18 protein-coding genes and 1 pseudogene are annotated in these 25,699 nt (G+C 56.6%); 7 read left to right on the top strand and 12 right to left on the bottom strand.

Features of this window, described 5'->3' with window-relative positions; genetic code table 11:
• Nucleotide 1 precedes the first annotated feature (1 nt).
• The 5 genes from ACSQ36_RS02810 to dpdE are packed head-to-tail and all read right to left on the bottom strand — an operon-like array spanning nucleotide 2 to nucleotide 10,586.
• Nucleotides 2-721 (bottom strand): hypothetical protein, encoded by a 720-nt coding sequence (locus ACSQ36_RS02810; RefSeq protein ID WP_436180830.1) that lies wholly within the window; start codon nucleotides 719-721, stop codon nucleotides 2-4.
• The gene (dpdH, locus tag ACSQ36_RS02805; protein ID WP_436180829.1) at nucleotides 721-3,798 is read right to left on the bottom strand and encodes a protein DpdH; all 3,078 of its coding nucleotides are present in this window, start codon (nucleotides 3,796-3,798) and stop codon (nucleotides 721-723) included. The genes ACSQ36_RS02810 and dpdH overlap by 1 nt, the downstream gene beginning before the upstream one ends.
• Nucleotides 3,795-4,715 carry a protein DpdG gene (gene dpdG, locus ACSQ36_RS02800; RefSeq protein ID WP_436180828.1) on the bottom strand — a complete coding sequence of 307 codons (921 nt, stop codon included), beginning with the start codon at nucleotides 4,713-4,715 and terminating at the stop codon, nucleotides 3,795-3,797. The genes dpdH and dpdG overlap by 4 nt, the downstream gene beginning before the upstream one ends.
• A complete protein-coding gene (gene dpdF, locus ACSQ36_RS02795; RefSeq protein WP_436180827.1) occupies nucleotides 4,712-7,297 on the bottom strand; it encodes a protein DpdF in 2,586 nt (861 codons plus the stop codon). The genes dpdG and dpdF overlap by 4 nt, the downstream gene beginning before the upstream one ends.
• Nucleotides 7,290-10,586: a protein DpdE gene (gene dpdE / locus ACSQ36_RS02790; RefSeq protein WP_436180826.1), complete on the bottom strand. Its 3,297-nt coding sequence runs from the start codon at nucleotides 10,584-10,586 to the stop codon at nucleotides 7,290-7,292. The genes dpdF and dpdE overlap by 8 nt, the downstream gene beginning before the upstream one ends.
• Before the next feature lie 622 nt (nucleotides 10,587-11,208).
• On the opposite strand from dpdE, the gene ACSQ36_RS02785 reads away from it, so the two are divergent.
• Nucleotides 11,209-12,120, top strand: a complete 912-nt coding sequence (locus ACSQ36_RS02785) for an IS5 family transposase (RefSeq protein ID WP_436183072.1) — start codon at nucleotides 11,209-11,211, stop codon at nucleotides 12,118-12,120.
• Nucleotides 12,121-12,533: 413 nt separating this feature from the next.
• Here the strand turns inward: ACSQ36_RS02785 and ACSQ36_RS02780 are convergent.
• From ACSQ36_RS02780 to ACSQ36_RS02760, 5 genes and pseudogenes are all read right to left on the bottom strand, one after another.
• A pseudogene (locus ACSQ36_RS02780) lies at nucleotides 12,534-13,154 on the bottom strand (alpha/beta fold hydrolase); the annotation flags it as partial.
• A 6-nt stretch (nucleotides 13,155-13,160) separates the two neighbouring features.
• Complete coding sequence (locus ACSQ36_RS02775) at nucleotides 13,161-14,507, bottom strand: IS4 family transposase (protein WP_436180825.1); 1,347 nt, start codon at nucleotides 14,505-14,507, stop codon at nucleotides 13,161-13,163.
• Between the two features lie 36 nt (nucleotides 14,508-14,543).
• The gene (locus ACSQ36_RS02770; RefSeq protein ID WP_436180824.1) at nucleotides 14,544-14,903 is read right to left on the bottom strand and encodes an alpha/beta fold hydrolase; all 360 of its coding nucleotides are present in this window, start codon (nucleotides 14,901-14,903) and stop codon (nucleotides 14,544-14,546) included.
• Nucleotides 14,904-14,964: 61 nt separating this feature from the next.
• Nucleotides 14,965-16,014 (bottom strand): DedA family protein/thiosulfate sulfurtransferase GlpE, encoded by a 1,050-nt coding sequence (locus tag ACSQ36_RS02765; RefSeq protein ID WP_436180823.1) that lies wholly within the window; start codon nucleotides 16,012-16,014, stop codon nucleotides 14,965-14,967.
• 152 nt (nucleotides 16,015-16,166) lie between these two features.
• Nucleotides 16,167-16,862 carry a FadR/GntR family transcriptional regulator gene (locus ACSQ36_RS02760; RefSeq protein WP_436180822.1) on the bottom strand — a complete coding sequence of 232 codons (696 nt, stop codon included), beginning with the start codon at nucleotides 16,860-16,862 and terminating at the stop codon, nucleotides 16,167-16,169.
• A 155-nt stretch (nucleotides 16,863-17,017) separates the two neighbouring features.
• Here ACSQ36_RS02760 and dgoD point away from each other — a divergent pair, with 155 nt between their 5' ends.
• Nucleotides 17,018-18,166, top strand: coding sequence for a galactonate dehydratase (gene dgoD / locus ACSQ36_RS02755; protein WP_213767617.1), 1,149 nt, complete (start codon nucleotides 17,018-17,020; stop codon nucleotides 18,164-18,166).
• A gap of 290 nt (nucleotides 18,167-18,456) precedes the next feature.
• Nucleotides 18,457-18,759, top strand: a complete 303-nt coding sequence (locus ACSQ36_RS02750; RefSeq protein ID WP_213767616.1) for a hypothetical protein — start codon at nucleotides 18,457-18,459, stop codon at nucleotides 18,757-18,759.
• Nucleotides 18,760-18,800: 41 nt separating this feature from the next.
• On the opposite strand, the gene ACSQ36_RS02745 is transcribed toward ACSQ36_RS02750, so the two are convergent.
• Entirely contained in the window at nucleotides 18,801-19,736 is a 936-nt protein-coding gene (locus ACSQ36_RS02745; RefSeq protein ID WP_436180821.1) for a CopD family protein, read from the bottom strand.
• A 438-nt stretch (nucleotides 19,737-20,174) separates the two neighbouring features.
• Between ACSQ36_RS02745 and ACSQ36_RS02740 the strand changes: the two genes are divergently transcribed.
• The 4 genes from ACSQ36_RS02740 (at nucleotide 20,175) to ACSQ36_RS02725 (ending at nucleotide 25,004) form a co-directional block, all read left to right on the top strand.
• On the top strand, nucleotides 20,175-20,936 hold the full coding sequence (locus ACSQ36_RS02740; RefSeq protein WP_436180820.1) for a c-type cytochrome: 762 nt from the start codon (nucleotides 20,175-20,177) through the stop codon (nucleotides 20,934-20,936).
• A gap of 21 nt (nucleotides 20,937-20,957) precedes the next feature.
• Entirely contained in the window at nucleotides 20,958-22,256 is a 1,299-nt protein-coding gene (locus tag ACSQ36_RS02735) for a c-type cytochrome (RefSeq protein ID WP_213767613.1), read from the top strand.
• A 278-nt stretch (nucleotides 22,257-22,534) separates the two neighbouring features.
• Entirely contained in the window at nucleotides 22,535-23,155 is a 621-nt protein-coding gene (gene trhA, locus ACSQ36_RS02730; RefSeq protein WP_213767612.1) for a PAQR family membrane homeostasis protein TrhA, read from the top strand.
• A gap of 325 nt (nucleotides 23,156-23,480) precedes the next feature.
• Complete coding sequence (locus tag ACSQ36_RS02725) at nucleotides 23,481-25,004, top strand: DEAD/DEAH box helicase (RefSeq protein WP_436180819.1); 1,524 nt, start codon at nucleotides 23,481-23,483, stop codon at nucleotides 25,002-25,004.
• Between the two features lie 172 nt (nucleotides 25,005-25,176).
• Here ACSQ36_RS02725 and ACSQ36_RS02720 read toward each other — a convergent pair whose 3' ends face one another.
• Nucleotides 25,177-25,692, bottom strand: a complete 516-nt coding sequence (locus ACSQ36_RS02720; RefSeq protein WP_436180818.1) for a hypothetical protein — start codon at nucleotides 25,690-25,692, stop codon at nucleotides 25,177-25,179.
• Nucleotides 25,693-25,699 lie beyond the last annotated feature (7 nt).

Raw genomic sequence — 25,699 nt, 5'->3', positions numbered from 1 at the left:
ACTAGGCCTTCGCACGTACTACGTAGCTTCCAATGAGGTCGTGGTCTTGCAACCACGTTTTCACCTCGTCTGTAATCAGCGACAAACTCGCCCCGCCGCTCGTGGCCGAGGCGTCAAAAAACCTTCGAACGGACGCAGGCATATCCTCAACTTCGACAAACGTGACTTTTGAAAGCTGTTCAGAGCATTCATGCACTTCCTGCATCAGTTCTGCAGTCGGGGGAATGGTGTTGCGATACTTGTTGAAGCGCGCGTAGAGCACGCTGTACCGATCCATTGATGCCTTGTTGCCAGGGAGATTCTGATTGAGCGTCGATCGGCGCCGATCGGCTGAGAGACCCGCAAATAACGAGTCACTAAAGTAGCGCTTCCAATCTTGCTGTTGCAGCGTATCAAGACTGGTAACAAGCGAGTCCAGTCCATTTGTGAGTTTGGTCCATCGAGTCGCTTGCTTTAACGTAACACTCTTCGGCGCCTCGTTGAAACGATCTGCGAGCCTTCGAACAGATTCCTTTGTAGCAGTCAACTCGTCGGGAACTGACACTCCGATACCTTGCTCGCGAAACATGGTTACGCGCCCAACGGCCTTTTGGACGCTCTTTACCCGATCGTCAATCTCGCGGTGCAAGTCGGCAAGAACGATCGCCTCGTCAACATTACTTTGCATTTCATGTACTCGAGTAAGCCGCTCTGCGACCTCTTTAGCATCTTGCAACAGCATTACATCCTCCCTTCCGATTCAAGCGTTTCAATGTCCGCAACAAGCACATCAAAGGCACCGGCGATCTTGGTGACCTCGACCGCAGAATCAAGCCCCTTCGTCTTCGTCTCCAGAAAGGACGCCTCCTTCCGTGCATTGGCGAGTACCTTCTGCGATGCAAGTACGAAATTTTGCGCGAGGAGGATCGGGTTTATATCTAGCTGCGCAGATCGACTAATTAACTTCCCATCGAGTTGAGGCCCTTCTGAAGGTGTCGCATCGAGAGTCGCAAGCGCCTCTTTAAGAGCGGTCGCCCGAAAATCCTCGCAGATTCGATTGAAAACATTCGTCGTTCCCATATCCTCTTGATTCCAAACACCTATCTTCTTCATCCTTTCGGCAAGGTCTTTCATCGCATCAGAAAGCTCTTGCTTCACAAAGTTTTCTCCAAGCTCGCTTTTGACGTATGTCGCTATTCGACTTGCTTCATCGGCGACCCGTTTTGCTCGCACTGCCAACCGCGTCTCACTCATCGCGGATATCTTCGCTCGTATTTCCTGCGGGATTAGATCGTTTTCCAGGGCATCGTCATCCTTGCCTACGTGCTCGACAAGTCGAATAACGTCAATTCCATAAGGCGTCCTTCCTACCCCCTGGTAACAGCCACAATTCGCCAGGACTAGGTCAAATAACTGGTGCCTAATAGAAAGAGCCTCGTCTTGTAGCGTTCGCCATTCTTGGAAAGCAGCGGAAGCACTCTCTGTTGGCTTAGCTTTCAACTGAGCTTCGCCAAACAAAAACTTAGGCAGACCATTCACCGTCCGGGCCTTTTCAGTGACACCGAGCAGCCTACTATTCGTCATCAGGATTCTCGTCGACGTCCGCAGCCGCCGCGATATTTCTGCGCGAATGACACTTAGAACCTGCGGATACAATCGTGTAACTAAGTTTGCGACGCGAGCTAAGTCGTCGTCGACCATAGGATAGTCTAGACGACCGACATTAAGCGCGTATAAACGTAAAAGGGCTAAGAGTTCTCCGCGCAATTTCCCGTTAGGGTCGCGGTTGTCGTTCGATACGCTGATATTGAGTGATGCCACCCCGCCTTCGCCCTGCGCATTCGGTATAGACACTTGTGCCGCAGTAATAGGCACCTTGATGCACCGCTCGGCGACCCAATCTATGCGTTCGTTAACCGCCGCAGCACAGTGTTTCCGGATGCTTGCCGATACGTCCTGCGGTAGGCGCTCATTTTTCTGGACCCAATTCTCCAGGATTTGCGCCAACCGCAATTCTTCAGTAGTAGGTGGATCGGCGGGCCGTGAGATCGGTGTCTTTGGTTCCACCGAAATCGACGACTCGGTTGGCTTCATCGTCCCTGTGCGGACAATGTCCGGCCTCGGCAGGTGAAATGTGTCGAATATGACAGGTTCAATCTGCCCAACGTCGCTTCTTGTTTTCGGATTGTCTCCCCAAATATTCACCAGTCGCTCGTACCTACCTCGTTCGTCGGAAGACAGTTGCAGCCCAGTCACCCATTGCGCTATGTCTGCGGTCGACGCCGGGGCCAATATGCTTGTGGGCGGAAATCTCTTATCCTTAAATGCCTGCCGACCCGATAACAGCGTATCGCGGAGAATGCGATCGATGATGAATCGGGGTGTAAAAACGAGCGCATCACCCTCCGTCAACGTCGTCTTTGCAAGGCATGCGATCGCGGACTCGGTAAAGGGGAAGAGAGGAATCTCCTGCACTGATCCGAAAGCGGCTAGGTTGGCGGCGGATCCGTCGTCCTGATCGCTATAGATGGGAAGCCATGAGCGTCTGTCCTTTGAGTCTCGATCCCGTGACTCATAAGAAGCGATCAACACAGTCTCGCCCAAGCGCGCTGCATTTAGGTAAGTTGCGACGAGGCTTTTGGTGCGTCGAATGACTTCCTCAGGGTTACTAAGGTGACTCTCAACCATCCACTCCCGCTTTGCTCTCGTTGCGATCGTATCTTTCCCGGCGAGGTATCCTTCGGTGACCGCAATCACTGAACGCATCGTTGCCAGTTGCCTGACCCCGTCGCGTACACCCTCTTGGATCAGAACATTCAGCAAGGTTTCCTGAATACCGGTCAGAGCCTTAAAGTCCTCTACAAGAATGATCAGTTCGCGATTATCAGCAAGAAGCAAACGCCGAATCTCTAGGATGACGTCCTGCAAAGTCATCCCGCCGATTGCTTCATGCAATTGAAACAGCTCGCGGATCGCCTGATCAACAACACGCCCGTTCAACACACTAGCGGCCACTTTCATTCCCTGGCGGTTCCGTGTTAGCAGTTGCAACCGATAATATTGCTTCGCTGCTAAAGACGCCTTCTCAAGATCGATTGAGTCCGGGAGATTAAAATCATCCGCCGTGAAATCGTCCGCTTGTACATCTAATCTTCCATTTCCGTTTCCCGCCATAGCACGCTGCACTATCTTGCGGAAAACCATCGTTCGCATATGGTCAACCACCGCCGCATCCGTCAGAAATTTTGGCAATGCCCGAGCATGTGCTAATTGTTCCTTGATCGTCGGACTTTGCGGATCGCCCTGCAATTGTCCCTGTAGATGCTTAGAAAAATCGCCCAACGCAATCTCGAGATGTGCCTGAAAATTTATTACTGCGGCCTCTAGGTTGACTTCAGAGAGAGCTTTCTTAAAGTCAGCCTTCACAGAGGCATAAGGTCCATCAGGCAGGGGCTTAAGAATCAACTGCACCACTTCCCGCAAGCTCGCACTTTTCGGGATGCGAATCACGACGTAACGGCTAGCGCTGCTTGAACTGTTTAATCGTGCTGCCAATATTCGAACGAGGTGAGATTTACCAACTCCCGATGCACCAGTGATTGGAACCACGTGCGCGCCAGTTGGCACGTCGGTGTTCATAAGATAATCGAAGAGATCTTCCTCAGTTGCTGGAACCTTGCTGCCCTCAGGCAACAGTCTGTAGGACAATGGCGATGGCTGGTGCACTGCCAATAGCACCGACTCATGCGCAGATTCGGCCTCTGGCTTAATGCAACGGTCAACCTCGTCGGCTGTAGGCCAATATTTCAGCAAACTCATTGAGATTCTCCAACCAATCGAACATGCGTAAATCGATCCCAAGTACGATAGTCACGTCCAGTGAGCGCCAGGGACGCTCCGGCGTCTGCTTTGTTTTCGAGCGCGATCACGCCATCCAATGATAGTCGTCGTAGTGCGAACGATAGAGACATCGACAGGTGATTGTCCGGCAGGCGTCGTAATGCACTTGCGCGCAACGCACCTTCAACTTGTCGTCGATATTCACCACGATCGATAACGGGTAACCGCTTGGCGAGTGCGTCGACGAAAAGATCAGCGGGCATAGGTTGTTTTTCGTCTAGGATTTCCATCAGTTCCGTACGAACCGCCTCGGTAGGATCTAACAAAAATGTATCTTCATTGCCCGTGGCGAAGCCCAAAAATCTGCCCCAAAAGCGGAAGCCTGGCCACCTAGTCTTATTAAAAAAGACAAATTTAGGGCTTTCGATCTGTGACGCCTCCAAGGCCTCAATCTCGTCGGTGGCACTTGGCAGCGTATAAATATCTTGCATCAATGACCAAGCGATCCCTCTCACAAAGTCTGCCGACCTTCCCGCACCATCTTCGGTTTTTTCATCGCTAGGGGCCCACGTCGGCATGCAGTTTTCGGCCCTTAAAACGAGGGATCTGCATACAGCCGGCAACCTGTCAGAAAAGTCATCGCTTGACTCACCACGACGGGTCTCGAGTGTAAGTTTTACTCCGGAATCCTCATCAACAAATAACCCCAATTGCGTCCACCGATTCAGGGTCGTACGGAGTCTCGATATCACAACGTCGGATCCCTCTTCCGTAGTCGGCAGTGCACACATTGCCAGCAATTCATCTTTTGGTGTCGGGCCATTCTTGGCTGCTGCTCGGGCGAGCGCAATCAATTGCGAATGTAGGCCATCGCTCGCTTGGTTAAGAATGGTCATTGGCTAATAGATGTAAGCAAACTTTGAAGAGGGATACCGTAACGGGTGACGTCTATAAGACGACGTTGTGTGTTCGATGGATCTAAAAAATTTTCGGGCAATAACACGAAATGGTAGGGTCGTTGCAGAGACTGAATTTGATCAAAGAGCGTCGGTTCAATGTCGTGACCGAGGATCGTCAAGCGAGCTATGGGTGTGTAAGGTTCCCCGTCCATTTCATCGATATTTCGGTGCAACAGCACGCCGGTCTCTGACCGTCGATATAGTCGGTGCCAGTCGAGTGGCGATTTGATTTCGAGCGTCTCATCCAAGAAAATCTCTTGGACAAAGCACTCATGCACGAGCCAATCCGCCAACTTTACGAGGGTTCTAGAAAGTTGAGGACTCGCTTCGTCGTAGAACACATACACAAAGGTAGGGTCGATCCATGGAAACCGTTGTTTCCAAGCCGTCATTTGATGCGTGTCAACTTGTGAAATCGGGACTGGTACCGGCACCAGGTAGCGTCTTGCCAAATCGCTCAAAAATCGGTCCTTGCTGCACCCGCCGCATACATGCGTTACTCCCGCCTCCCATTCTGGAGATCGAATTCGATAGAGTTCAGCGAGCGACTGACCAACCTCATCCTCTTGTTCAACGATGCGTCGCATCAATCTCAGATTGTTCAGGGCTGCATTTTTCGTCTTATCCCTTGATGTCGCGACCCTGTTCTCCCAGACCGTAGACAAGTGATGCCCATCGTCTAGAATCCGAACACGAACTTTGGTGAACTTTGCTAGTACAGACGAGTTTTCCTCTTCTTCCGACTCCGATTCCGTTGCAACAGACGGCTCCAAGTCCAGTGTGATCATGTTCGCGCGAGCCATTAAAATCAGCGTACGCATGTTCCAACCGGCGTTGTGCTCGTTACCACCCAAGAGGCCGTCTCGGACTGCATCGATATCGATGTTGTATAGGTCTTCCTCGTCGGTTGACAGTCTAGTTTGGTACATTGCCTTCCACCGGTTGAAGCCCATTTCCTCTGTGACGATTTTTGGTTGGGCCATAAGGGAGGGTAGATCCCAGTCACCATCGGTCCAAACTAAGAGACTCACGGATGGGTGACCGTCTCGCCCACCTCGACCTACCTCTTGGTAAAACCTGTCGAGTGTCTCGGGAATCGCCGCGTGAATGATCGTTCTCACATCTGACTTGTCAATGCCGACACCGAAAGCCGACGTAGCAATCATCCCGTCAAGTTTATTCGATGCCCACTTAGATATGATTTCCAGTCGCTCTTGGTCTGGCGTGCCGCCATCGAAGCAAGCGATTCGGCCTAAGCCAGCTTTTGTCCGCAATGTGGAGTTCCACATCTCGACATCCTCGCGCTTCGTTACGTAAAGGATGAAGGGGCGCGGTGCATGACGCAGTGCTTCGAGAATGCGTTCTTCCTTCTCTTTCTTTGATGCTGCCTTATAAACCCAATACTGTGGCTCTGGCCGTAAATGCACGGCTGCGATCATTTGAACACGATCTTTTGGCCCAAACAGTTGGGCCAACGTCGCAACAGTATCTTCGGTCAACGTCGCACTTAACAACAAAGTACGAAATCCGTTAGGTGATTTCGATAAAAGATTGTTTCGCAAGCCGGCCAACGCCTGGAAGCTTGGACGAAACTCGTCTCCCCATTGGGTCACAAGATGTGCTTCGTCGATGACCAAGTAACTCAGCATGCCTTCTTTGGCGACGTCGGTAATCACCGAGATCAGCGACGTGCTGAGGGCCTCCGGTGAAGTGAAAAGAATGCGCTGTGTCCCATTTCGAAGTCTCTGTCGAATCTCCGCCCGCCCTTCCTTCGACAATCCACTCCACCAGGCAAGAGGCCACGACTTGTGAAGCGGATCAGCTTTCTGAAAGTACACTTCCATCGCACGTGCTTGATCAATTGCAAGTGCAACCGTCGGTACGACAAATACGGTTAGATATCCTTCTTCCCTGTTTATCAGCGCACCTACTTGCCCGACGAGGCTTTTTCCTGATCCGGTCGGTAGATTGACAATTAACGTTTCGCCTCTGGGCATCAGGAACGACGCACGAATTGCCTCGCGCTGACCTGGGGACGAATAGTTCTTAAATCCTGTTGCGTCTCGGATGAAAGGGTCCGCTGCGCATTCGCTCTGCGAGCGAACGACTCGGTCTCCAAACGCATCGTGGAACGCGCCCTCCTCCGTGCTATCAAGCCAGTCCGGAGACCATGCTCCAGCACTCAAAAGGTAATGAGCACTATCGCCGATCGACAAAGCGCGAACACCGTGAGTTTCCCAATCGACTTTAGACGGCCATCCTTCACCGCGAGGAACGCGCAGTTGGAAATCTTGCTCTCGTCGCGCAGATTCTCGCAAGAGACAATGCCGAATCAACGGCTGAAAGGTTGCGTGCCACAGGCTCGACGGTAGTACCGTCATCGCCCCGCTTAGAACTTGACAGATGCGGTCGAGAAGGGGATCGCGAACGCTGCTTTTCGGCAAATCGATCACAGGCCAGGCACTCAAGAACTCTTGGAGCTCCCCGACATTGAAGTTTATAAGCGGTGTATTAAGCATGTTCAATAACCGATACCGACTCGCCACTTAAGAAGACAACACCGGCAACGTCGACCTTGATGGTGGGCGTTGCGATACCTGCATAGAGCGCGTCATTCAAACGTTGTTCCAACGTTAGACGAGCCTGCTCTGCGAGAGACTCAACACCGGTCAAAGCGTTTATTCGGGTCGCGAGTTGTGCGTAGCGGCCACTGTCTTCGTGCTTTGCCGTCTCCAACGCTAATCGTTTGCGATCAAACAGCCGAGCACTACTTTTAACAATTTCGAAAGCGTGGTCGCGCACTCGCGAGCACCGTTGTGACCAGTTGTCGAACGAGTCAGGCCTCGAAATCCTTAGAGCATCGAAATGGTTCGGTTCGATGTTCTTGTCGATGTAATCGTCGGCTCCGTTCTTCGCATATGGCATTTCGAGATACGTAATCGTGAACTCTGGCGACGGCGTCTCGCCCTCTTCATCAACCCAGACTCTGAGAGTAAAGGGCTGAAACAACGCATCGCCCCTTCGTCGCAACACTGCTTGATCGGACAACGAGGTCGGAACGGTCTTTTGCTGTGCCAGAATGCTTTCCGCTTCGTCAACTCGGGCTTCGATCAGAAAATCAAACCGAAAGAACATTTGCAGACGTCGTCCCGGGAGGCCCGTATAGATCTGCCGCCACATTGCGAAGCTCCGGCCGCGATCGTCAAAATCCGAAAAGGATTTGATTGCGTCGACAAACTCATCACCGTAGCGAAGCGGCCGGATACCACTTTTAACAGCGGTCCCCCGATGCGCCGCGTGCGGGTACGAACGTGGACGCGACGAGGTTCCACCAGGGGCTTCATAGTCGATTGCTCCAAGAAATTCGTCAAGAAAGCCTGACAATGGAATCAAAGTCGCTTGGCCGCCCTTTTCAGGAGGACAATATTGAAACCGGATCGGCGCCTCGACCAACGGCTTCTTTGTTTCCTCAGGTACGACCGAGAAAAGCAGGGTCTCCTTGATCCAACAGTGCATGGCGTCACGAATCGATCTCCATTCGCTATCGCAGTCCAGCAGGGCTTCCACCTCTTCCTCGCGCATCGGGGAAAGTTCATCTAGCGCGTCTTGCTGATCGATAAGCTTCAGTTCGCTATTTACGATACCGTTTGGACCACGAAGGCGCCCAAGAAGGTCGGAGATTGCCTCAACTCCCTCGAGTAAAAGGGATTCCAGTAGGCGTGAGTTCTCACCCTCGACGACGTATTGGAGACTTGATAGCGACTGATCGAACACACCCCAACCCTCTCTGAGGGTTTCGACCCACTCGCTCTGAAACGTGGAAGCGACGTCGACCAAAGCGTAGGAGCGTACCGGCATCCCTGACCCATAGCGGTCAACGCGGCCGATGCGTTGCTCGATGCGGTTTGGCTGTAGTGGCAGATCGAAGTGAACAATCACTTTGTTACCGCCCTGCAAATTGATGCCCTCCTCGGCATCGCGATCACAGATCAAAACGCCAACCGTGTCGCTGGTCATGAATCGGCGCCAATCCGGATCTTGGTCCAGGTCGGACTCGTCATCTCCCTCATAGCCTATCTGATGACGCAGGGCGCCAAGATTTTCTCGCCGAAGGTGTTCGAAGACCTCATCAGCGACTCGCTTACTTGAGCAAAAAACGATCGCTTTAACGCTTGCTGGGAGACGCCTAAGATTTTCAGCTAGAGCGACTAGCCGTAAATTCATCCACTCGCGGTCGTCGCAAACTGCGAGGATATCGTCCAGGTACTGAGGTTCACCTTCGAAGGTTGTTTCGGCGACATTCCCGGCTTTGCGAAGCAGTTCCCGCCGACGAATGCACCACTGGCGGGCAACACTCAAATCCTCAAGAACACCATCTACCAAACCTTCATAGAAGTTACGAAAGCCAGAAATTTTCTTTGAATCCAAGGGCTTGGATAGCGACGCGTTCGCGGCGATGCGCCACGCTTCAATGGATGACTCCAGCGCTCGAATCGATGATCCGCCAATCACCCAAGATTCGAGGCCTTTCCGCTCGGGCGTCAGTCCAGACACGTGCCGCCGGCGGTTTCGCAAGATCCGTCGATTCAATCTATAAGTTTCGGATACGTGAGCGCGGAGATTTCTCAGTGCATCGACCAAACCGGGATCGCGTTCGTCGGGATCGCCTACCAATTGGGCTCTGAGATCGATCGCCAAGTCACTCAAGCGAATGTCATTCGGAAGTTTTGCAAGTAGATCGTCGAGCACGCCGTCAAGAAACAATGCATGCGATGGTTCCAGCATTGCGACGGTTTCTGCGAGCGATTGCCGATGCTTGATCTTTGTCCGAAATGACTCGCGTTCATCAAGCGGATAAACCGCAGGCTCCAAAAGGTGAAGCATGCGCAGAAAGCCATCTTCATTGCGAAGAATCGGGGTCGCTGACAGGAGAAGCAATCTAGGTGCTCGTAGCGCAGCCTGTCGAATCAACTCGTAAAGCCGCAACATACCTTGATCGGCGTCCACCGCAGCGACGTGGTGTGCCTCGTCAACAACTATGAGAGTTGCACCGTCGAGCGCCTCTACCAGGTCATCGTCCTCCTCTTGTGCAACGACGAACACTGAAATATCAAGGAAGGCCTGTAAGCCAAACCGAAGCAGAAGTTCTCTTCGCCACTGTGGAACAAGCGCAACGGGGACGACCACTGCTACCCGATGATTTGCCGAGTCATCTAGCACGGCCTGCCGAATAATGATGCCAGCCTCGATTGTCTTGCCTAAGCCAACCTCATCGGCGAGCAAATACCGTTGCGACGGATCATTGAGTACACGACCCACGACGTCGATCTGGTGAGGTTCCAATTCAACTGCTGAAGAGAGCAGCGCCGAGATCCCTTTCGCCGCGCCGCGCTGTGAAATATAACTTTCCAGAAACCGGGAGCGTGCTTCTGCATATTGCGGGGTTTCCGTTATCTGGCATCCGAGAAAATCGCTCGGGTCATCGATTCCCCGTTTCCATCGGACGAATACGTGTTCGTATTCCAAGTAGACGTCCTGCTTATGTGCCAAGCGGACAAGAATCCCCTCACCATCATCTTCTAGCACACGCCCCACTCGCCAAAGATCCTCTCTTGGGCTATACACGTACACCCGACTATTTCTGCCCAATTTTTTGGGGCTTATAGAGCTTATCTTAGTCTCGCGTTCAACTCGGCCAACGCTGCGCGGCGAGTCGAAATATTGCACCGTGCAAACACTGCCGGATCGACGAATGACCTTGGCAAGGCCGTCAGACTCAGACCCTTTGACAACACAAAACGACGTCATATCTTCGTCTCTCTCAGATGACTCTTTTTTCGCCGCTTAGACGACTGTTTCGAACATTACGCAGATCCACTTTCGCGCGTTTGTTTGATTGCCTGCCCACTTGAGCGCATTCGCAGTTGACCAAACCGCTTTTCAACACTGTGATGCCCCTCGACAATGCTAGGCATCGGACGTAGCTCCGATGAAAAATTTGCACCAGCGGGTCCACTGGGATTGATTCTCGACGGCCAAGCGATGCTATAAAACTAGGCGTTGCCGAAGTTGACGAACCGTCATTAGCGTCCGGACGATTGGACGGTGCCAATGATTTCTAATGCCGCTTCGGCTGGTCCAATTACGATTATTACGATTCTACCTGACGCGGCACTCTCGAATTACATGCCGTGTCTGCGGATTATCAATTGGCACAAAAATGGGGTAAATTTTGGGACACTTAGCACCGAAGGTCTCCATATGGAACGATATGACCTTTTCCGACGTATGACTATGCGCCTCGGCACCAAATCGATCGTATTTCTCACGTCGTCGCATTTTTTTTGCTGTTGTCTTCCGCTAGGGAAAGTCTGCACAAATCGAGCATATTTGAGTTGCCAAATAGCGCGACGACTGCGACGATTTGGGCATAAGACAAGCTAATCTGGGATTGGATTTGACGACCAAGCGAACGCGTAAGCGGGAGTTCCTCGACGAGATGAACCGTGTGGTTCCGTGGGGCAAACTGGTGGCGCTGATATCGCCGCACGCACCCGAAGGTAAGCGAGGGCGGCCGCCGTTTCCAGTGGAGACGATGTTGCGGATCCATTTCATGCAGCAGTGGTTCACCTTGAGCGATCCTGCAATGGAGGAAGCGTTGCACGACGTGCCGCTGTTTCGAGAGTTTGCTGCACTGGATAACTGGAACACGCGTCTGCCTGACGAGAGCACGATCTTGCGATTCAGGCATCTGCTTGAGAAGCATGAGCTTGCGGCCCAGATGCTCGCAGCGGTCAATGTGGTGCTTGGCAGCAAAGGGCTGCTGCTCAAAGCGGGTACGGTCGTCGACGCTACGCTGATCCCAGCGCCCATCTCGACCAAGAAAGGTAATCAGTGGTACTTCGGGATGAAAGCGCATATCGGCGTGGATGCCGAATCCGGGCTGGTACACACGGTTGCAGGGACGGCCGCGAACGTGCACGACATTGTCAAAGCGGACGCGTTGCTGCACGGCGAGGAGACTGTTGTGTACGGTGATTCGGGCTATCGTGGGATACAAAAACGTACGAGCGCAAAGGCAGTGGAGTGGATGGTCGCGATGTGCCCTGGCAAGCGCGCGGCGCTGGACAAGAATGACGCGCTTGATCGCATCGTCAATGAAATCGAATACCTTAAAGCAAGCGTGCGAGCCAAGGTAGAACATCCGTTTCGGGTGATCAAACTGCAGTTTGGCTTCGCGAAGGCACGCTACCGAGGCCTGAAGAAAAACACCGCTCGACTGACAACGCTGTTCGCGCTGTCCAATCTCTGGATGGCGCGTCGCAAACTGCTGAAAATGTGAGCGGTAGACGCCGCAAAAGCGGCGATCCACAAACATCGAGCTCAATTTTTGGTCCGTATTCATGCAGTTCCCAACGCTAAAACGACTTTCGAGACCTACCAAATTTCGAATGTGGCGAACAGTCAGGCTCAAAATGAGTTGTTCAGACCTTCCCTAGAAGGAGAAAACGCCAATGCTTGCCTCATAACCGACGACGCCGCACGGATCGCTCGCTAACGGACAAGCACCTTTAGTACGCTCAGATCCGCGCAGCGGAATATCTAACCAGTTCAGGAGATGCATGGGCAGCGTCGACGGCCGAGCGTAGGGCTTGGATAAATGACTCCTGGGACGCGTCCGACATAAACCGTTTAAAGGGGCCGCAAATTTTTACGAAGTTGAAGTAGTCACTTTTTTTGCATTATCGGAGAGTTTCACTGGATACCTAACGGGCGGATGACCACCTGATTAAACGCACCAGCATGGGTAACATTCATCCCATGTGAAGCGCCTTCAATCGTCATTCTCTGCGCCCCGTCGATCCAGCCTTCCAGCGCCCCCACCGCATCCCGAAACATCCTCGGACTCTTCTCTCCATCAATCAGCAGCGTAGGGCATTGCACCCTCCTCGCAGCATGCGCATCGTAGGCAGGCAACGGATCTCTAAACTGCAGCGCCAACGTATTTGCGTTATCCATCGCCATCGCCTTGAACTCTTTCGGACTCCTCGCCCAGAACCCTGGCCGACTCACGGAATCGACAAAAAGCTCCAACCCCGCATCCACATCCCCGCTCCCAATCAACTCCGCCGCCTTAGCCCGCAGCGCATTAATCGGCGCAGGCAACACCGTCCGCGCTCTCCCTTCATCACCGGGCCTAGCCACCGCCCCACCCGGATCAGCAAGCACCAGCGACTTCACCAACTCCGGATACCTGACGGCCAGATGAAACGCAACACACCCACCCCGCGAGTGCCCAACAACATGGACCGCCCCGACGCCCAGCCGCTCGATAAACCTTCCCAACTCATCAACATGCGCGTCCCAACTAAACTCATCTCGTTATACAGAAGTGTCATAGCCGTCGCGCAAGATCTGGATGGTGATCACAGCGTCCATGACTCGCTGCATGCCAATCCACAGCGTTTTCGCGCCCGGTTCGCCGTCGCTCTTGCGCCCAAGAAATCCGCCCAGCGAGCCGACCATCCGTATCATCTGGTTGAGCGTCGGTGGTTTTTTCGGACGCGCCTTCTTACAGAGCACGTGAGCGCCGTGTATCTCGTCAGCGGCGAAGAACAGCGACGCATCCAACTCCGGACAGGTTCTGCCAACACGTATGAGCCGCGCAATACGCCACGATACGACCATGTACAGCACGAGCGCCTTCTCCACCCGCTCCATCTGTGAGAGTTGCAGCGCCTCGACCCGGCAGGCGTTCTTCAGGACGTTGAAGAACATTTCTATTTCCCACCTCGCACGGTACCAGTCAACGAGTTCGATGAGGGCATGCGCATCGCCCGCTTCGCGGTTGGTCACAAGACGCCAGATGACGGGCTTCACACCCGCTGGCGCATCCACTTCATACGCCTCGACGCAGGTGAGCGTGACACCGGCACGCCCGGGCAGCGTGACGCGCTGGCTACGCAGTTCCTGCCTTACTTCACGCGCCTTCTGGCCGCTGCGCCCGGGCAGCACGAAACTGATGTGGCCGAGCACCTTACTGGCGTGCACTGTTTCCCACAAACTTGCTTCGCCCTTGAGCGCGCGATTGTGCTGCGAGCGAATCAGCCAGTCCGCCGGTTCACCCAGTTCCTGCGCACGCTGCATGAGCGCGGCGATATCGCCTTCACGATCGGCCACATACACCAGTCGCGTGTCAGGCACAGCCCGTGCCTGTTCGGCCACGATCTCATAGCTTTCGATCCACCGCACACTTTCCTTGACACCGCCACGCCTGCCGTTTGCATCGCGCGGCTCGCGCGCCCACATCCATGCATTCATCACACCCAGCGGCTCCCGATCCGGTGTCACCGCATAGGTCGCGTGAAGATACATGCCCACCTGTGCTTCATAACAGAGCGGGCCGGCCCCTTCGATATCCTGACCGTTAAAGTTCAACTCTGTCGTATCGGCTATGCACAGCACCACCGGCAACTGCCCCATGCGTGCCGTGGTACGGTCCCAATGCGGCTGCATCATGTCGCGCCAGTCGATGTGCTCATTGCCCAGAAAGCGATATGCCGCGATCGTCTCGGCCCAGCCTTCGCACGCGCCCGGAATGCTGGCCGTGGGCCGGCTGGCGAACCGTTTGACCAGCTCCTTCGCGCGCCGGTCTCGCCGTGGATCACCCAAATCCAGCGTTTCAAATTCCTCGTCCACCCATGCTCCTGCGTCGTCTCGGATCTTCATGCCGAAAATCTGAGAGTAAACGCCAAATCCGCATTGTTAACAACCCCCTTCTGACAACTTTGTTACTCCGTCATCGTTGCCGCAGGTGTCGAGTTGTGTATAAGGAGATGAACTAAACTGCCTTGATCCACCTGCCATCGCACCAAACCCCAACACCCCCGAAGGCCAATAATGCGAGAGACTAGGCGCAACACATCGATACTGCTTACCAAGCGGCCCTAACTGCGGCTTCCAGTATCGAAAGTCACAAAGCGACCCATGCACGAACAGCATCACCTCGTGATGCTCGTGCCCAGTCTGTACAAAGGGAACTTGCAAACCATCATCAAGCGTGGCGATATCCGGCGCTGGCAGGCCAAAAAGTTGCGAGGGATCCACCCCGTCCAACAGCTTCATCCGATGCAACTCCAATTAACGAGAACAACTCGAAGAACAACTAAATCCCAAACAAAAAACCTCACTCCGGCGCCGTAGCCCGAACGGTAACCATATCGCCCAAACTCCGATCATCGTCATCATCGAGCGAAGACGAAGACGAATCCAACGCCCCCGCAGCCGCCCCAAAAGAATCAAAAGGAATAGCCTCCACCGGAAACCCCTTCTTCTCCCACGCGTCCAACCCGCCCTTCAGCGGCCGCACGTTCCGGAACCCCTTCGCCCTCAACTGCCGCGCGATCTGCTTCGCCGTCGCTTCATTCGGACACACGCAATACACCACGACCTCGTGCTCCCGAAACATCGGATCGATTTTCCCTGTCGACTCCAAATCCAGCGGGATCGCGCCTTTGATCCGATGCGCCTCCTTCCTCCTCACCTCTTCCGGCCGGGCATCGAAAATAACGGGTGGTGCATCCGACCGCATCATTTCATCGAGTTGTTCGGGCGATATCCGATACTTCGCGAGCCATCGACGAAACTGCATGCGGCGCACCCATCGGTACGCCAAAAACGCGCCTGCGGCCATTGCGAGCACATCGAGCGCGGTGAGCCCGTACGTCCTCACGAACGCCAGCAGATGCGCGACTTCGGCCTTCAAAATCGCGCCGCCGAGCATCCACGCCGAAGCCCAGAGCGCCGCGCCCACCAGATCCCAGAACACGAAAACCCGCACATCGATCTGCGTCGTCCCGAGCAACGGCGACGACACCAATCCCAATCCCGGAACGAATTTAGAAAGCGCCAGCAAAGGCACGCCGAACCGTTCGAACCAACTCCGGGCGGTACGCAAAGTGGTATCGAGGGAAAGCGAAAATCGCACGAGCGAGTTCAGGAACCGCCGGCCATACAACCGCCCGGCAGCGAACCAAAGCGAATCGGCGATGATCACCGCGATGACCGCAGCCGCCAACATATGCCAGAACGAAGCCAGCCCGGCCGCGACTAAAGTGCCGGCCAGCACCAGCATGGGTGCAGCAGGAATGGGAACGCCGAGCTGGGTGGCGAGCACGCTGACGAACACGGCCCACGCGCCCCACGACGACACAACGGAGATCGGGACGTACGGCATTCGGGCTCCTTCGGGACGGTGCGGAGCGCCGCGTGTCGGATAGATCACCTAAAAACGTCGGCTAAAACCATGCCAAAACAGCGCTCGGACCCGCAACTTTATCTCGAAAATGAAAATATCGCCGAGTGTGCCGAACGTCGTTTATCTCCGCCCTACCCCTCAATTCGCGCCCGCGTGACGCCGAGCAAACCACCCATCGCGTCACGCGCCGTCGCCGCATCCCGCGCGACGATGGCATCGAAAACGGCGGTATGTTCCGCCATCGATGCGTTGAAAACCTCCGCCCGCCGCGCATTCAACCGCAACTGCGCCTCAAGCGTGCGCTCGATCAACGTCCCGAGCGGCACCAGCAACTCATTGCTGCACGCGTTCAACACGCTCAGATGAAACCGCAAATCGGCACGAACCCATTCATCGACATTGCGCGCATCCAGCATCGCTTGATGTGCCTGGCTTAAACGTGATAACGCCGCGTCATCGTGATTTACGGCGGCCAATGCAGCGGCATACGGCTCGATCATCTCGCGCATTTCCTGCAGCTTGATCGCGAACTGCAACGGCTTCGCAACCCGCGAATACCATTCAAGAACGTCCGCATCGAGAAGATTCCAAGCCTGCCGAGGCCGCACGCGCGTGCCAATCTTCGGCCGCGATTCAATCAATCCCTTCGATGTCAACGTGCGCAGCGCCTCGCGCAGCACCGTCCGGCTGACGCCAAAACGCTCCATCAGTTCGGCTTCGCGCGGCAACGTAGACGCCGGCGGGAAATCGCCGCGCAGAATCTCGGTGCCAAGCTCATACGCCACGCGTCCGTGCAGATCGTGCTGGATATCCTTCCCCTTTCCCAAAGTTGACGCCAGGCAATCAAAACCACGCGATTATACGGACCCTTCCCCGACAAGGGTTTCCATCGAATAGTACTATTAATATACACATCAAACGGTTTTTTGATAGCATAGAAACCCTCGTTCCTCACTCACCGGAAAAATCAGGAGACGCCAGCATGAAAATCACCAAACTCGAGACTTTTATCGTTCCGCCGCGCTGGTGTTTCCTGAAGATCACGACCGATGAAGGCATCGTCGGCTGGGGCGAACCGGTGGTGGAAGGCCGCGCGCATACGGTCGCGGCGGCAGTCGATGAACTCTCGGACTACCTCATCGGCAAGGACCCGCTGCTGATCGAAGACCACTGGCAGGTCATGTATCGCGCGGGGTTTTATCGCGGCGGGCCGATCGGCATGAGCGCGATTGCGGGTGTCGACCAGGCGCTGTGGGACATCAAGGGCAAGCATCACGGCGTGCCCATTCACGCGCTGCTCGGCGGCCAGGTCCGCGACCGGATCAAGGTGTATTCGTGGATCGGCGGCGACCGCCCCAGCGATGTCGCGAGCAACGCGCGCGCCGTCGTGGACCGCGGTTTCAAGGCGGTGAAGATGAACGGTTCGGAAGAACTTCAGATCATCGATACCTTCGACAAAGTCCAGGCCGTCATCAATAACGTGGCGGCGGTGCGTGAGGCGGTGGGACCGAATATTGGCATCGGCGTGGACTTCCACGGCCGCGTGCACAAGCCGATGGCGAAGGTCCTCGCGAAGGAACTCGATCCGTTCAAGCTGCTGTTTATCGAAGAGCCGGTGTTGTCGGAGAACGTTGAGGCGTTACGCGACATCGTGAACCAGACGAGCACACCGATCGCGCTCGGCGAGCGTTTGTACTCGCGCTGGGACTTTAAGCACATCCTGGCCGGCGGTTACGTGGACATCATCCAGCCGGACGCGTCGCACGCGGGCGGGATTACGGAATGCCGCAAGATTGCATCGATGGCCGAAGCCTACGACGTCGCCCTCGCCCTCCATTGTCCGCTTGGGCCCATTGCGTTGGCGACCTGCCTTCAAATCGATGCGGTCAGCTACAACGCCTTCATCCAGGAGCAAAGCCTCGGGATTCACTACAACAAGGGCAACGACCTGCTCGATTACATCAAGAACCCCGAAGTCTTCAAATATGAAGACGGCATGGTGATGATTCCGCAAGGGCCGGGCTTGGGCATCGAGGTGAACGAGGAGAAGGTGCGCGAGATGGCCAAGGTTGGGCATCGCTGGCGCAATCCGGTGTGGCGTCACGCGGATGGCAGCGTTGCAGAGTGGTGATGTAAGAATTGCGATGCACCGCACTATGCAGAAGCGGCGGGCATCGTAGAATGGCGTTATTGAGACAGGAATTCCGTCTCGATGGCGTTACGTAACTTGCTGGCAAGATCGCATAAGCCAACGGGTTACAGCACTGGAAACGGCTTCCTTTCGGTACACGAAACCCTTGTGCCGAAAGGGTTTGCATGCGGTGACGACGCCTGGCCCGCGTCTTGCGTTATCTGGCGTACGTGTGTTTGTTTCGACCCAGCGCCCGGGAAGAGCGCGACGATCAAGCTAGAGAGTCCAGCATGTATTACACCCTTCCAGATGAATTCGTCCGCACGCAGATGGCCGTCGGCGCGCTGGTGCTGTTCGGCGTGCTGCGCGTGATTGGTGCCGTGATGGGCGCCCATCACGGCTGGCGCATGTCGACGGTGACGCGCTGTTTTGTCGGCGCGGCGGTGCTGTTTTGCTTGCCGCAACTCATCGATGTGGTGATCTCGTGGCCCATGTCGCACCGCGCTTTCGTCGAACTTCAGGGCAAAGCGATCGGCTGCGCGCTGGCGCTGTTCTGCGCACCGATCGTGAGTCACAAACTGGGCTACGAGTAAGTATCGGCATCCGGTAACTTAGCGCATGTAGCCCCCGACGATTAACCCATCGCAGAAAAACCCGGCACGCTGTGCGACAGCACGGCGGCCGCGACGAACACAGCAACAATCAGCAACGCTTCCATCCGCATCACGCCGGTGAACGTGTGCGCATCGACTGTCGATGCAGTGCGCTGCAATCGCGGCATGACGGACCATCGGTTCATCGCGCCGAGTAGTAACGCGGTGGCAATCAGCACGCCCTTCACAACCAGCGCATGGCCCCATCCGCTCGTTTCGAGCGCCACAGCCGATCCTCCCAACCCGCGCCAAGCGTTGTAAATCCCGGTGAGAATCACGAGCGATACGGCAACCACCGCCGCCGTAGAAACCTTCCCGGAAATACGAATCAAGGACGCCCGCGCCAGCGACGTCCCCAGCGCCGGCAACACCCGCCACGCGCACACGATGACCAACCCGCCCCACACGGCCGTTGCCAGCAGATGAACCGTCTGCACGCCTTCGGCAAGCGAAAACGCGCCGGCATCGGCGGCATGTCCCACCGACGCCTTACCCGCCGCTGCCACCAGAGCGCCGACGGCGAACAACCCGATCCGCGGTCCGCCCTTCGGATTACCCAACGCCGTAGCCAGGATCAGCAGCACGCTGCCAGCGAACGCAATCGCCCAGCCCGTGCCGGCGTGCGTGCCGGTCACAACGGTGACGACTGCATCGAAGGCTTGAAAGAGAGGCGCACCGCTCATCGATGCCGCCTGCATCCACACCAGCACAAGATCCGCCACCGCGAGCACGACCGCGCCGCCCGTGCTCAGCCGCCGCGCCCTCACCCAGCCGAGATGCGCGGGAGAAACAGGCGCAGCCGCGTTTTCCTTCGATAACCACACGCTCAGGAACGCCCCGCCGAGCGCGCAGGCAAACGCAATATCGGCAATCGCGGCAACGATGACTTGAGCGAACCACAGCGGATCGTCACTCATGACCGCGCCTTGACGCAGAAATTCAGGCTGAAAATAAACAAGGAATGCATTGAAGGTTCGATGAAGGGTCGAAGAGGAAACTAAACAAACCACCGGGAACGCGAGTCTAGCGGAACGGCCACATGGAATGCACCCATGCGCAAGGACACCCGAGGCACACAAAACCACCGCCGAGCCTCGGAAAACCCATCGATGCTTTGTCAAACACCATCAACTGTTAACTGTCACGCATAGTCAAAAACCCCTGTCGATCGGTCGCGCGGCAAATTGTCGCGTACACGTTGAAAGCGAGGCGCAACAGGGCGATGCTCAAATAGTCACCATCAGGCAACGATGATAGAATGCCGCGTCGCATCACGGGCTCGCAGAGCCAATGTGGCAATGGTTCACCACATATTCGCACCGGGCCGAACGAAGCTCGGCAGGTCCTCGAAATTCATGGAGTGTCGCGTGTCTTCAAGACGCATCTTTCGTCCGTTGCTCGCCCCGCTAATGGCTCTGGCGCTGATCGGCTCCTCCAGCATCGCCGGCGCAGCAGAAACCCCGGCGCCCGCTCAAGCCGCCGCCCAACCAATGGCGCCGGACACCATGGCAGCGCGTGTACAGGGTTGCACGGCATGTCACGGCGTCCACGGCGAAGGCACGGACAACGACTATTTCCCACGTCTTGCCGGCAAGCCGGCTGACTACCTGTACAACCAGTTGCAGAACTTCCGCGAAGGCCGCCGGAAGTATCCGCCCATGAACTACCTCGTCACGTATCTCTCGGACGACTACCTTCATCAGATCGCCACGTATTTCTCGGAACAACGTCCGCCGTATCCGCAGCCGGCCAAGCCGACTGTGTCGGCGTCCACGTTGTCAAAGGGCCAGCAGATCGTGCTGAACGGCGACGCAGGGCGCGGTATTCCGGCCTGCGCGGCGTGCCACGGCGCGAACCTGACGGGTATGCAACCGGCTATTCCGGGTCTCGTGGGATTGCACTCCGACTACATCAGCGCGCAGCTTGGCGCCTGGCGTGCGGGCTCGCGTCACGCAATTGCACCTGACTGCATGCAACAGATCGCCACCCGCCTGACCGACGACGACGTGACCGCTGTCGCCGCCTGGCTCTCCACGCAAACCGCACCGGCTAATCCGGTACCCGCGCCCGCAGGCTCGCGCAAAACGCCGCTCGCCTGCGGCAGCGAACCGCAATAAGGCGCGAGGAGCGAGAAGAATATGAAACGCAAGTCCCTGTTCGCACTTTCGGCTGTTGTTGTCATTACGGCCGCCGCAGCCGCCGCAGCACTCTGGTCAGGTGGCGACACCTTCCATTCGGGCGGCGCCGTTGCCGCCGTGCCCGCCGACCAGACCGAGTTGATCAAACGCGGTGAGTATCTGGCGCGTGCTGGCGACTGTATTGCCTGCCACACGGTTCGCGGCGGCAAGACGTTTGCCGGTGGCCTGCCCATGCTCACGCCGTTCGGCACGCTCTACACGCCGAACATCACGCCGGACGATCAGTACGGTATTGGCAAGTGGACGTCGGAAGATTTCTACCGGTCGATCCATCTCGGTCGCTCGAAAGATGGCAGCCTGCTGTACCCGGCCATGCCGTTTACGGCTTATACCAAGGTCACACGCGCCGACTCGGACGCCATGTTTGCGTACATGCGCTCGGTGCCCCCGGTCAATGTAGCCAGCCGTCCGCACGAACTGCGCTTCCCGTTCAACCAGCGCAACATGCTGATTGGCTGGCGCGTGCTGTTCTTCAGTGAAGGCGAATTCAAGCCGGACCCCACCAAGTCGGTTGAGTGGAACCGCGGCGCTTACCTGATCGAAGGGCTTGGCCATTGCAGCATGTGCCATACATCGATCAACCCGCTGGGCGGCCCGGTCAGCTCGGCAGCGTTCGGCGGCGGTCTGATCCCGCTGCAGAACTGGTATGCGCCGTCGTTGACGTCGAATAAGGAAGCGGGTCTCGGCGACTGGGACATCAAGGACATCAACGACCTGCTGAAGACCGGCGTGTCGCAACGCGGCGCGGTGTTTGGCCCGATGGCCGAAGTGGTCCACAACAGCTTGCAGTACATGACGGACGCGGACATCAACGCCATGTCGACGTTCCTGAAGTCGATTCCGCAAAAGGGCGAAGCGCCGGAAACGATGCAGTTCGAAACATCGGCGCAGTTCGGTTCGGAATTGCTGCAGCAGGGCAAGAAGATCTACACGGAAAACTGCGCGAAGTGCCACGCGGAAAATGGTCTCGGCAAACCGCCGGCCTACCCGCCGCTTGCCACGAACCAGTCCATCCAGATGCAGTCGGCCGTGAACCCGATCCGCATGGTGCTCAATGGCGGTTATCCGCCGAGCACGGAAGGCAACCCGCATCCGTATGGCATGCCGCCGTTCGCTCAATCGCTGTCGGATACGGAAGTGGCTGCAGTGGTGACGTACATTCGTATGTCATGGGGCAACCACGGGACGCCGGTGTCGCCGCAACAAGTCAGCAACCTGCGTTCGGCTCCGCTGGACTGATTGAAGAAGGGTTTTCCGCAGGTAGCGTAAAATACGCTGAAAGGCGCAAGCAGGGCGCAGGCCTCGAAACCGGGACTGCGCCCTTCTTCTTTTTTGAGCACGAATAAGCTGGAACGCGGGTAGGCAGTCTGGATGCGCCTCAGGGGCGGTAAAATGCCCGAGGTTGGTTTGCCGGATTGCGCGGGTTTTGCTCCGGTCTCAACATTTCCTGATGTAGAAAATGAAGCAGAAAAGCGCGGCGTTGCAGACAGGACGCAATACCGCGATGAGGATGGTCGATGCACATTGGTGAACGGTTCAACAGCGTGACCCATCTCGTCGGCACGGTGCTGTCGGTGGCAGGGGTCGCTACGCTCGTCACCATGGCCGCGATGGAACGCGACCCGTACAAGATCGTCAGCTTTGCCGTGTACGGCGCCATGTTGCTCGTGCTGTACACCATTTCCACGCTGTACCACTGGGTCCGCAGTCCGCGGGCCAAGGCGGTATTGCAAAAATGCGATCATTCGGCCATTTACTTGCTGATCGCGGGAAGCTACACACCGTTCACGCTTGTCACGCTGCGCGGCCCGTGGGGCTGGTCGTTATTCGGCGTAAGCTGGGGGCTCGCCGCTCTTGGCATCGTTCAGGAACTCACGCTCGGGCGTCGAACCCGCAGCGTATCGATGGTGATTTACGTGATGATGGGCTGGCTCGCGCTCGTAGCCATCCGTCCTCTCGTTTCAGCACTACCGCCCGCCGGCACGGCGTGGCTGCTGGCCGGCGGTTTGATCTACAGCGCCGGCATTTACTTTTTCATCAACGACGAGCGCATCCGGCATGGACATGGCATCTGGCACCTGTTCGTGTTGGGCGGCAGCTTGTGTCAATTCGTCAGCATTGCACGTTACGTTGCTTGAGTATGTTGCTTGAGTACGTAGCATGAGCCTGCCCTAAAACGGCACCCAATGCCTGACGCGAAGCGTTTTACGGCGTTTCAAATGCAACTTAACGCCAGTCAGCGTGTCTTGATAGCGCGTTGATCTTCGCGGCAACTTTCCCGGCGCTCGTAGCTTGTGCTTTGAGCAAGCGCCTCGAACGTCATGCCGCCCGATTTCCTCGATCGTCGTACGCACGCACCTAGTGGTGCGGGCCGCCTTTTTTTGGGCTTCAGGCCTTTTGGGGCTTTAAGCTTTTGGGGCTTTAGCGATAGCGCCGGTCGTCATACCGAATCTGTGAACACTTATGTCTTTTGATTCCCTCGGCTTGTCCGAACCCTTGCTTCGCGCTGTCAACGAACTCGGCTACACCATCCCTACTCCCATCCAGTTGCAAGCCATTCCGGCTGTGCTGAACGGCGGTGACCTGCTCGCAGGCGCGCAAACCGGCACGGGCAAGACAGCGGGCTTTACGCTGCCTATCCTGCAACGTTTGTCAGAAGCGCCTGCACCTTTGGCCGGTGCCAAGCGCCCGGTCCGCGCGCTGATCCTCACCCCTACGCGCGAACTCGCCGCCCAGGTGGAAGAAAGCGTGCGCGGCTACGGCAAGTATTTGAAACTGAAATCGACCGTGATGTTCGGCGGCGTGGGCATCAATCCGCAAATCGATGCACTGCGACGCGGCGTGGATATTGTCGTGGCAACGCCGGGCCGGTTGCTCGATCACATGCAGCAGAAGACCATCGATTTGTCGAAGCTCGAGATTCTCGTGCTCGATGAAGCCGACCGCATGCTCGACATGGGGTTTATCCACGACATCAAGCGCGTGCTGGCCAAGTTGCCGCCGAAGCGCCAGAACCTGCTGTTCTCGGCTACGTTCTCCGAAGAAATCAAGACGCTTGCGGACAACCTGCTCGACCGCCCGGCGCTGATTGAAGTGGCGCGTCGGAATTCGACTGTCGAAGCTATCGCGCAGAAGATTCATCCCGTCGATCGCGACAAGAAGCGCGAGTTGCTCACGCATTTGATTCAAAAGAACAACTGGTTCCAGGTGCTGGTTTTCACGCGCACGAAGCATGGCGCGAACCGGCTCGCCGAACAATTGACGAAGGACGGCATCAGCGCGCTGGCCATTCACGGTAATAAGAGTCAGTCGGCGCGTACGCGTGCGTTGGCTGAGTTCAAGGACAACACGCTGCAAGTGCTGGTGGCGACGGATATTGCGGCGCGCGGTATCGATATCGACCAGTTGCCGCACGTCGTCAACTTCGATCTGCCGAACGTGCCGGAGGATTATGTTCACCGGATCGGCCGTACCGGGCGCGCCGGGGCAACGGGTGAGGCGCTGTCGCTGGTTTGCGTCGATGAACATCAGTTGCTGAAGGACATCGAACGCCTGATCAAGCGGCCAATTCCGCAAGAGGTCATCGCGGGCTTTGAACCGGATCTGACGCAGAAGCCGGAACCGATTCTCCGACGCAGCCAGGGCGGCGGCGGTGCGCGTCAGGGTCAAGGCGCACCGCGTCAAGGTCAAGGCGCACCGCGTCAGGGCGCGCCGAAGCAGTCGAACGGCGGCGGCCGGCCGTCGGCCAAGCCGGCTGGTAACGGCAATGGCAATGGCGGTGGTGGTAATGGTGGCAACGGCGGTGGCTACGGTTCGCGCTCGCCGAAACCCGTTGCGGCGAAAACCGGTGGTAATGGCGCCGCGCCGCGCAAGCCGGAAGGCTCACGGCCGCCCGGCGCTGCGCTGCTCGGCGGCAAGCCGCGCAGCGAAGGCGGCGGCGGTGCAGGTCGACGCGATACGCCCCGCACGGGACAACGCGGGCGTTAAATAGCGCGATGTGGGTGCGGGTGGGAAGCTCGCCCGCGCCTTCTTCGCTTGAGGGAAGGCGGTTGCTTTCGGCTTCGCTATGGCGGCGGAAAGTCAAATGGAACTCTTTTGCGGGCAACCGCCCCACACTGCGTTCGATAAAAAAGCGGAGCCTCGGCTCCGCTTTTTTATTTCAGGCAGCGGCGCTCGCCGCACGCTTCAGCACATCGATTTGTTCTCGCCAGCGGGCCAGCACCGCGTCCCCCTGCCCCTGAGCAAACTCGAACCCAATGCCCTGCACGAGCCGCGCGTAAGGCACTTTCTGCCATTCCCCGCTTTCTATCGTCGCGATAAAACACGTGACCGGCGAACCCTCCAACGGCGCAATTCGCGCCTGAAGCTGTACCTGGAAGAAGGCCTCATCGAAGACGAAGGTCAGTGTGGCGTTACCCGTCTTCGACACCAACCGCGCCGCCCTCGACTGCGGCCACAACGAAAAACACAACGTGCCCGGATCCGGCGCGAACAACTCGCCGACGCTCAGCAGCGATGTCCGCACGCGGCCGTCATCGGCTGCGAGCAACGACGCCGTGAAGCCCGTTTTCGTCTCGATCGACGTGCCGTCGAACAAGGTCCGCAATTCGGCAGGCCATTCGTCAAACGTGCCGTGCTCGAGGCCGGGTGCGGCGGACGCGGTGGAAGCGGTCATGCGGATC

The sequence above is a fragment of the Caballeronia sp. LjRoot34 genome, assembly GCF_964253815.1.
Taxonomy (GTDB): Bacteria; Pseudomonadota; Gammaproteobacteria; order Burkholderiales; family Burkholderiaceae; genus Caballeronia.
Note: the sequence above shows the minus strand (reverse complement) of the source record. Positions and strands in the feature narration are given on the sequence as shown.

What these genes read in the sequence shown, in the direction of transcription:
- ACSQ36_RS02765 (WP_436180823.1), bottom strand. Translation starts at nt 16,014, where the DNA reads ATGCCGTACGTCCCGATCTCCGTTGTGTCGTCGTGGGGCGCGTGGGCC.
- ACSQ36_RS02770 (WP_436180824.1), bottom strand. Translation starts at nt 14,903, where the DNA reads ATGAAGCTGTTGGACGGGGTGGATCCCTCGCAACTTTTTGGCCTGCCA.
- ACSQ36_RS02775 (WP_436180825.1), bottom strand. Translation starts at nt 14,507, where the DNA reads ATGAAGATCCGAGACGACGCAGGAGCATGGGTGGACGAGGAATTTGAA.
- ACSQ36_RS02750 (WP_213767616.1), top strand. Translation starts at nt 18,457, where the DNA reads ATGTATTACACCCTTCCAGATGAATTCGTCCGCACGCAGATGGCCGTC.
- dpdF (WP_436180827.1), bottom strand. Translation starts at nt 7,297, where the DNA reads ATGCTTAATACACCGCTTATAAACTTCAATGTCGGGGAGCTCCAAGAG.
- dpdH (WP_436180829.1), bottom strand. Translation starts at nt 3,798, where the DNA reads ATGAGTTTGCTGAAATATTGGCCTACAGCCGACGAGGTTGACCGTTGC.
- dpdG (WP_436180828.1), bottom strand. Translation starts at nt 4,715, where the DNA reads ATGACCATTCTTAACCAAGCGAGCGATGGCCTACATTCGCAATTGATT.
- ACSQ36_RS02810 (WP_436180830.1), bottom strand. Translation starts at nt 721, where the DNA reads ATGCTGTTGCAAGATGCTAAAGAGGTCGCAGAGCGGCTTACTCGAGTA.
- ACSQ36_RS02720 (WP_436180818.1), bottom strand. Translation starts at nt 25,692, where the DNA reads ATGACCGCTTCCACCGCGTCCGCCGCACCCGGCCTCGAGCACGGCACG.
- dpdE (WP_436180826.1), bottom strand. Translation starts at nt 10,586, where the DNA reads ATGACGTCGTTTTGTGTTGTCAAAGGGTCTGAGTCTGACGGCCTTGCC.
- ACSQ36_RS02740 (WP_436180820.1), top strand. Translation starts at nt 20,175, where the DNA reads ATGGAGTGTCGCGTGTCTTCAAGACGCATCTTTCGTCCGTTGCTCGCC.
- trhA (WP_213767612.1), top strand. Translation starts at nt 22,535, where the DNA reads ATGCACATTGGTGAACGGTTCAACAGCGTGACCCATCTCGTCGGCACG.
- ACSQ36_RS02725 (WP_436180819.1), top strand. Translation starts at nt 23,481, where the DNA reads ATGTCTTTTGATTCCCTCGGCTTGTCCGAACCCTTGCTTCGCGCTGTC.
- ACSQ36_RS02735 (WP_213767613.1), top strand. Translation starts at nt 20,958, where the DNA reads ATGAAACGCAAGTCCCTGTTCGCACTTTCGGCTGTTGTTGTCATTACG.
- dgoD (WP_213767617.1), top strand. Translation starts at nt 17,018, where the DNA reads ATGAAAATCACCAAACTCGAGACTTTTATCGTTCCGCCGCGCTGGTGT.
- ACSQ36_RS02745 (WP_436180821.1), bottom strand. Translation starts at nt 19,736, where the DNA reads ATGAGTGACGATCCGCTGTGGTTCGCTCAAGTCATCGTTGCCGCGATT.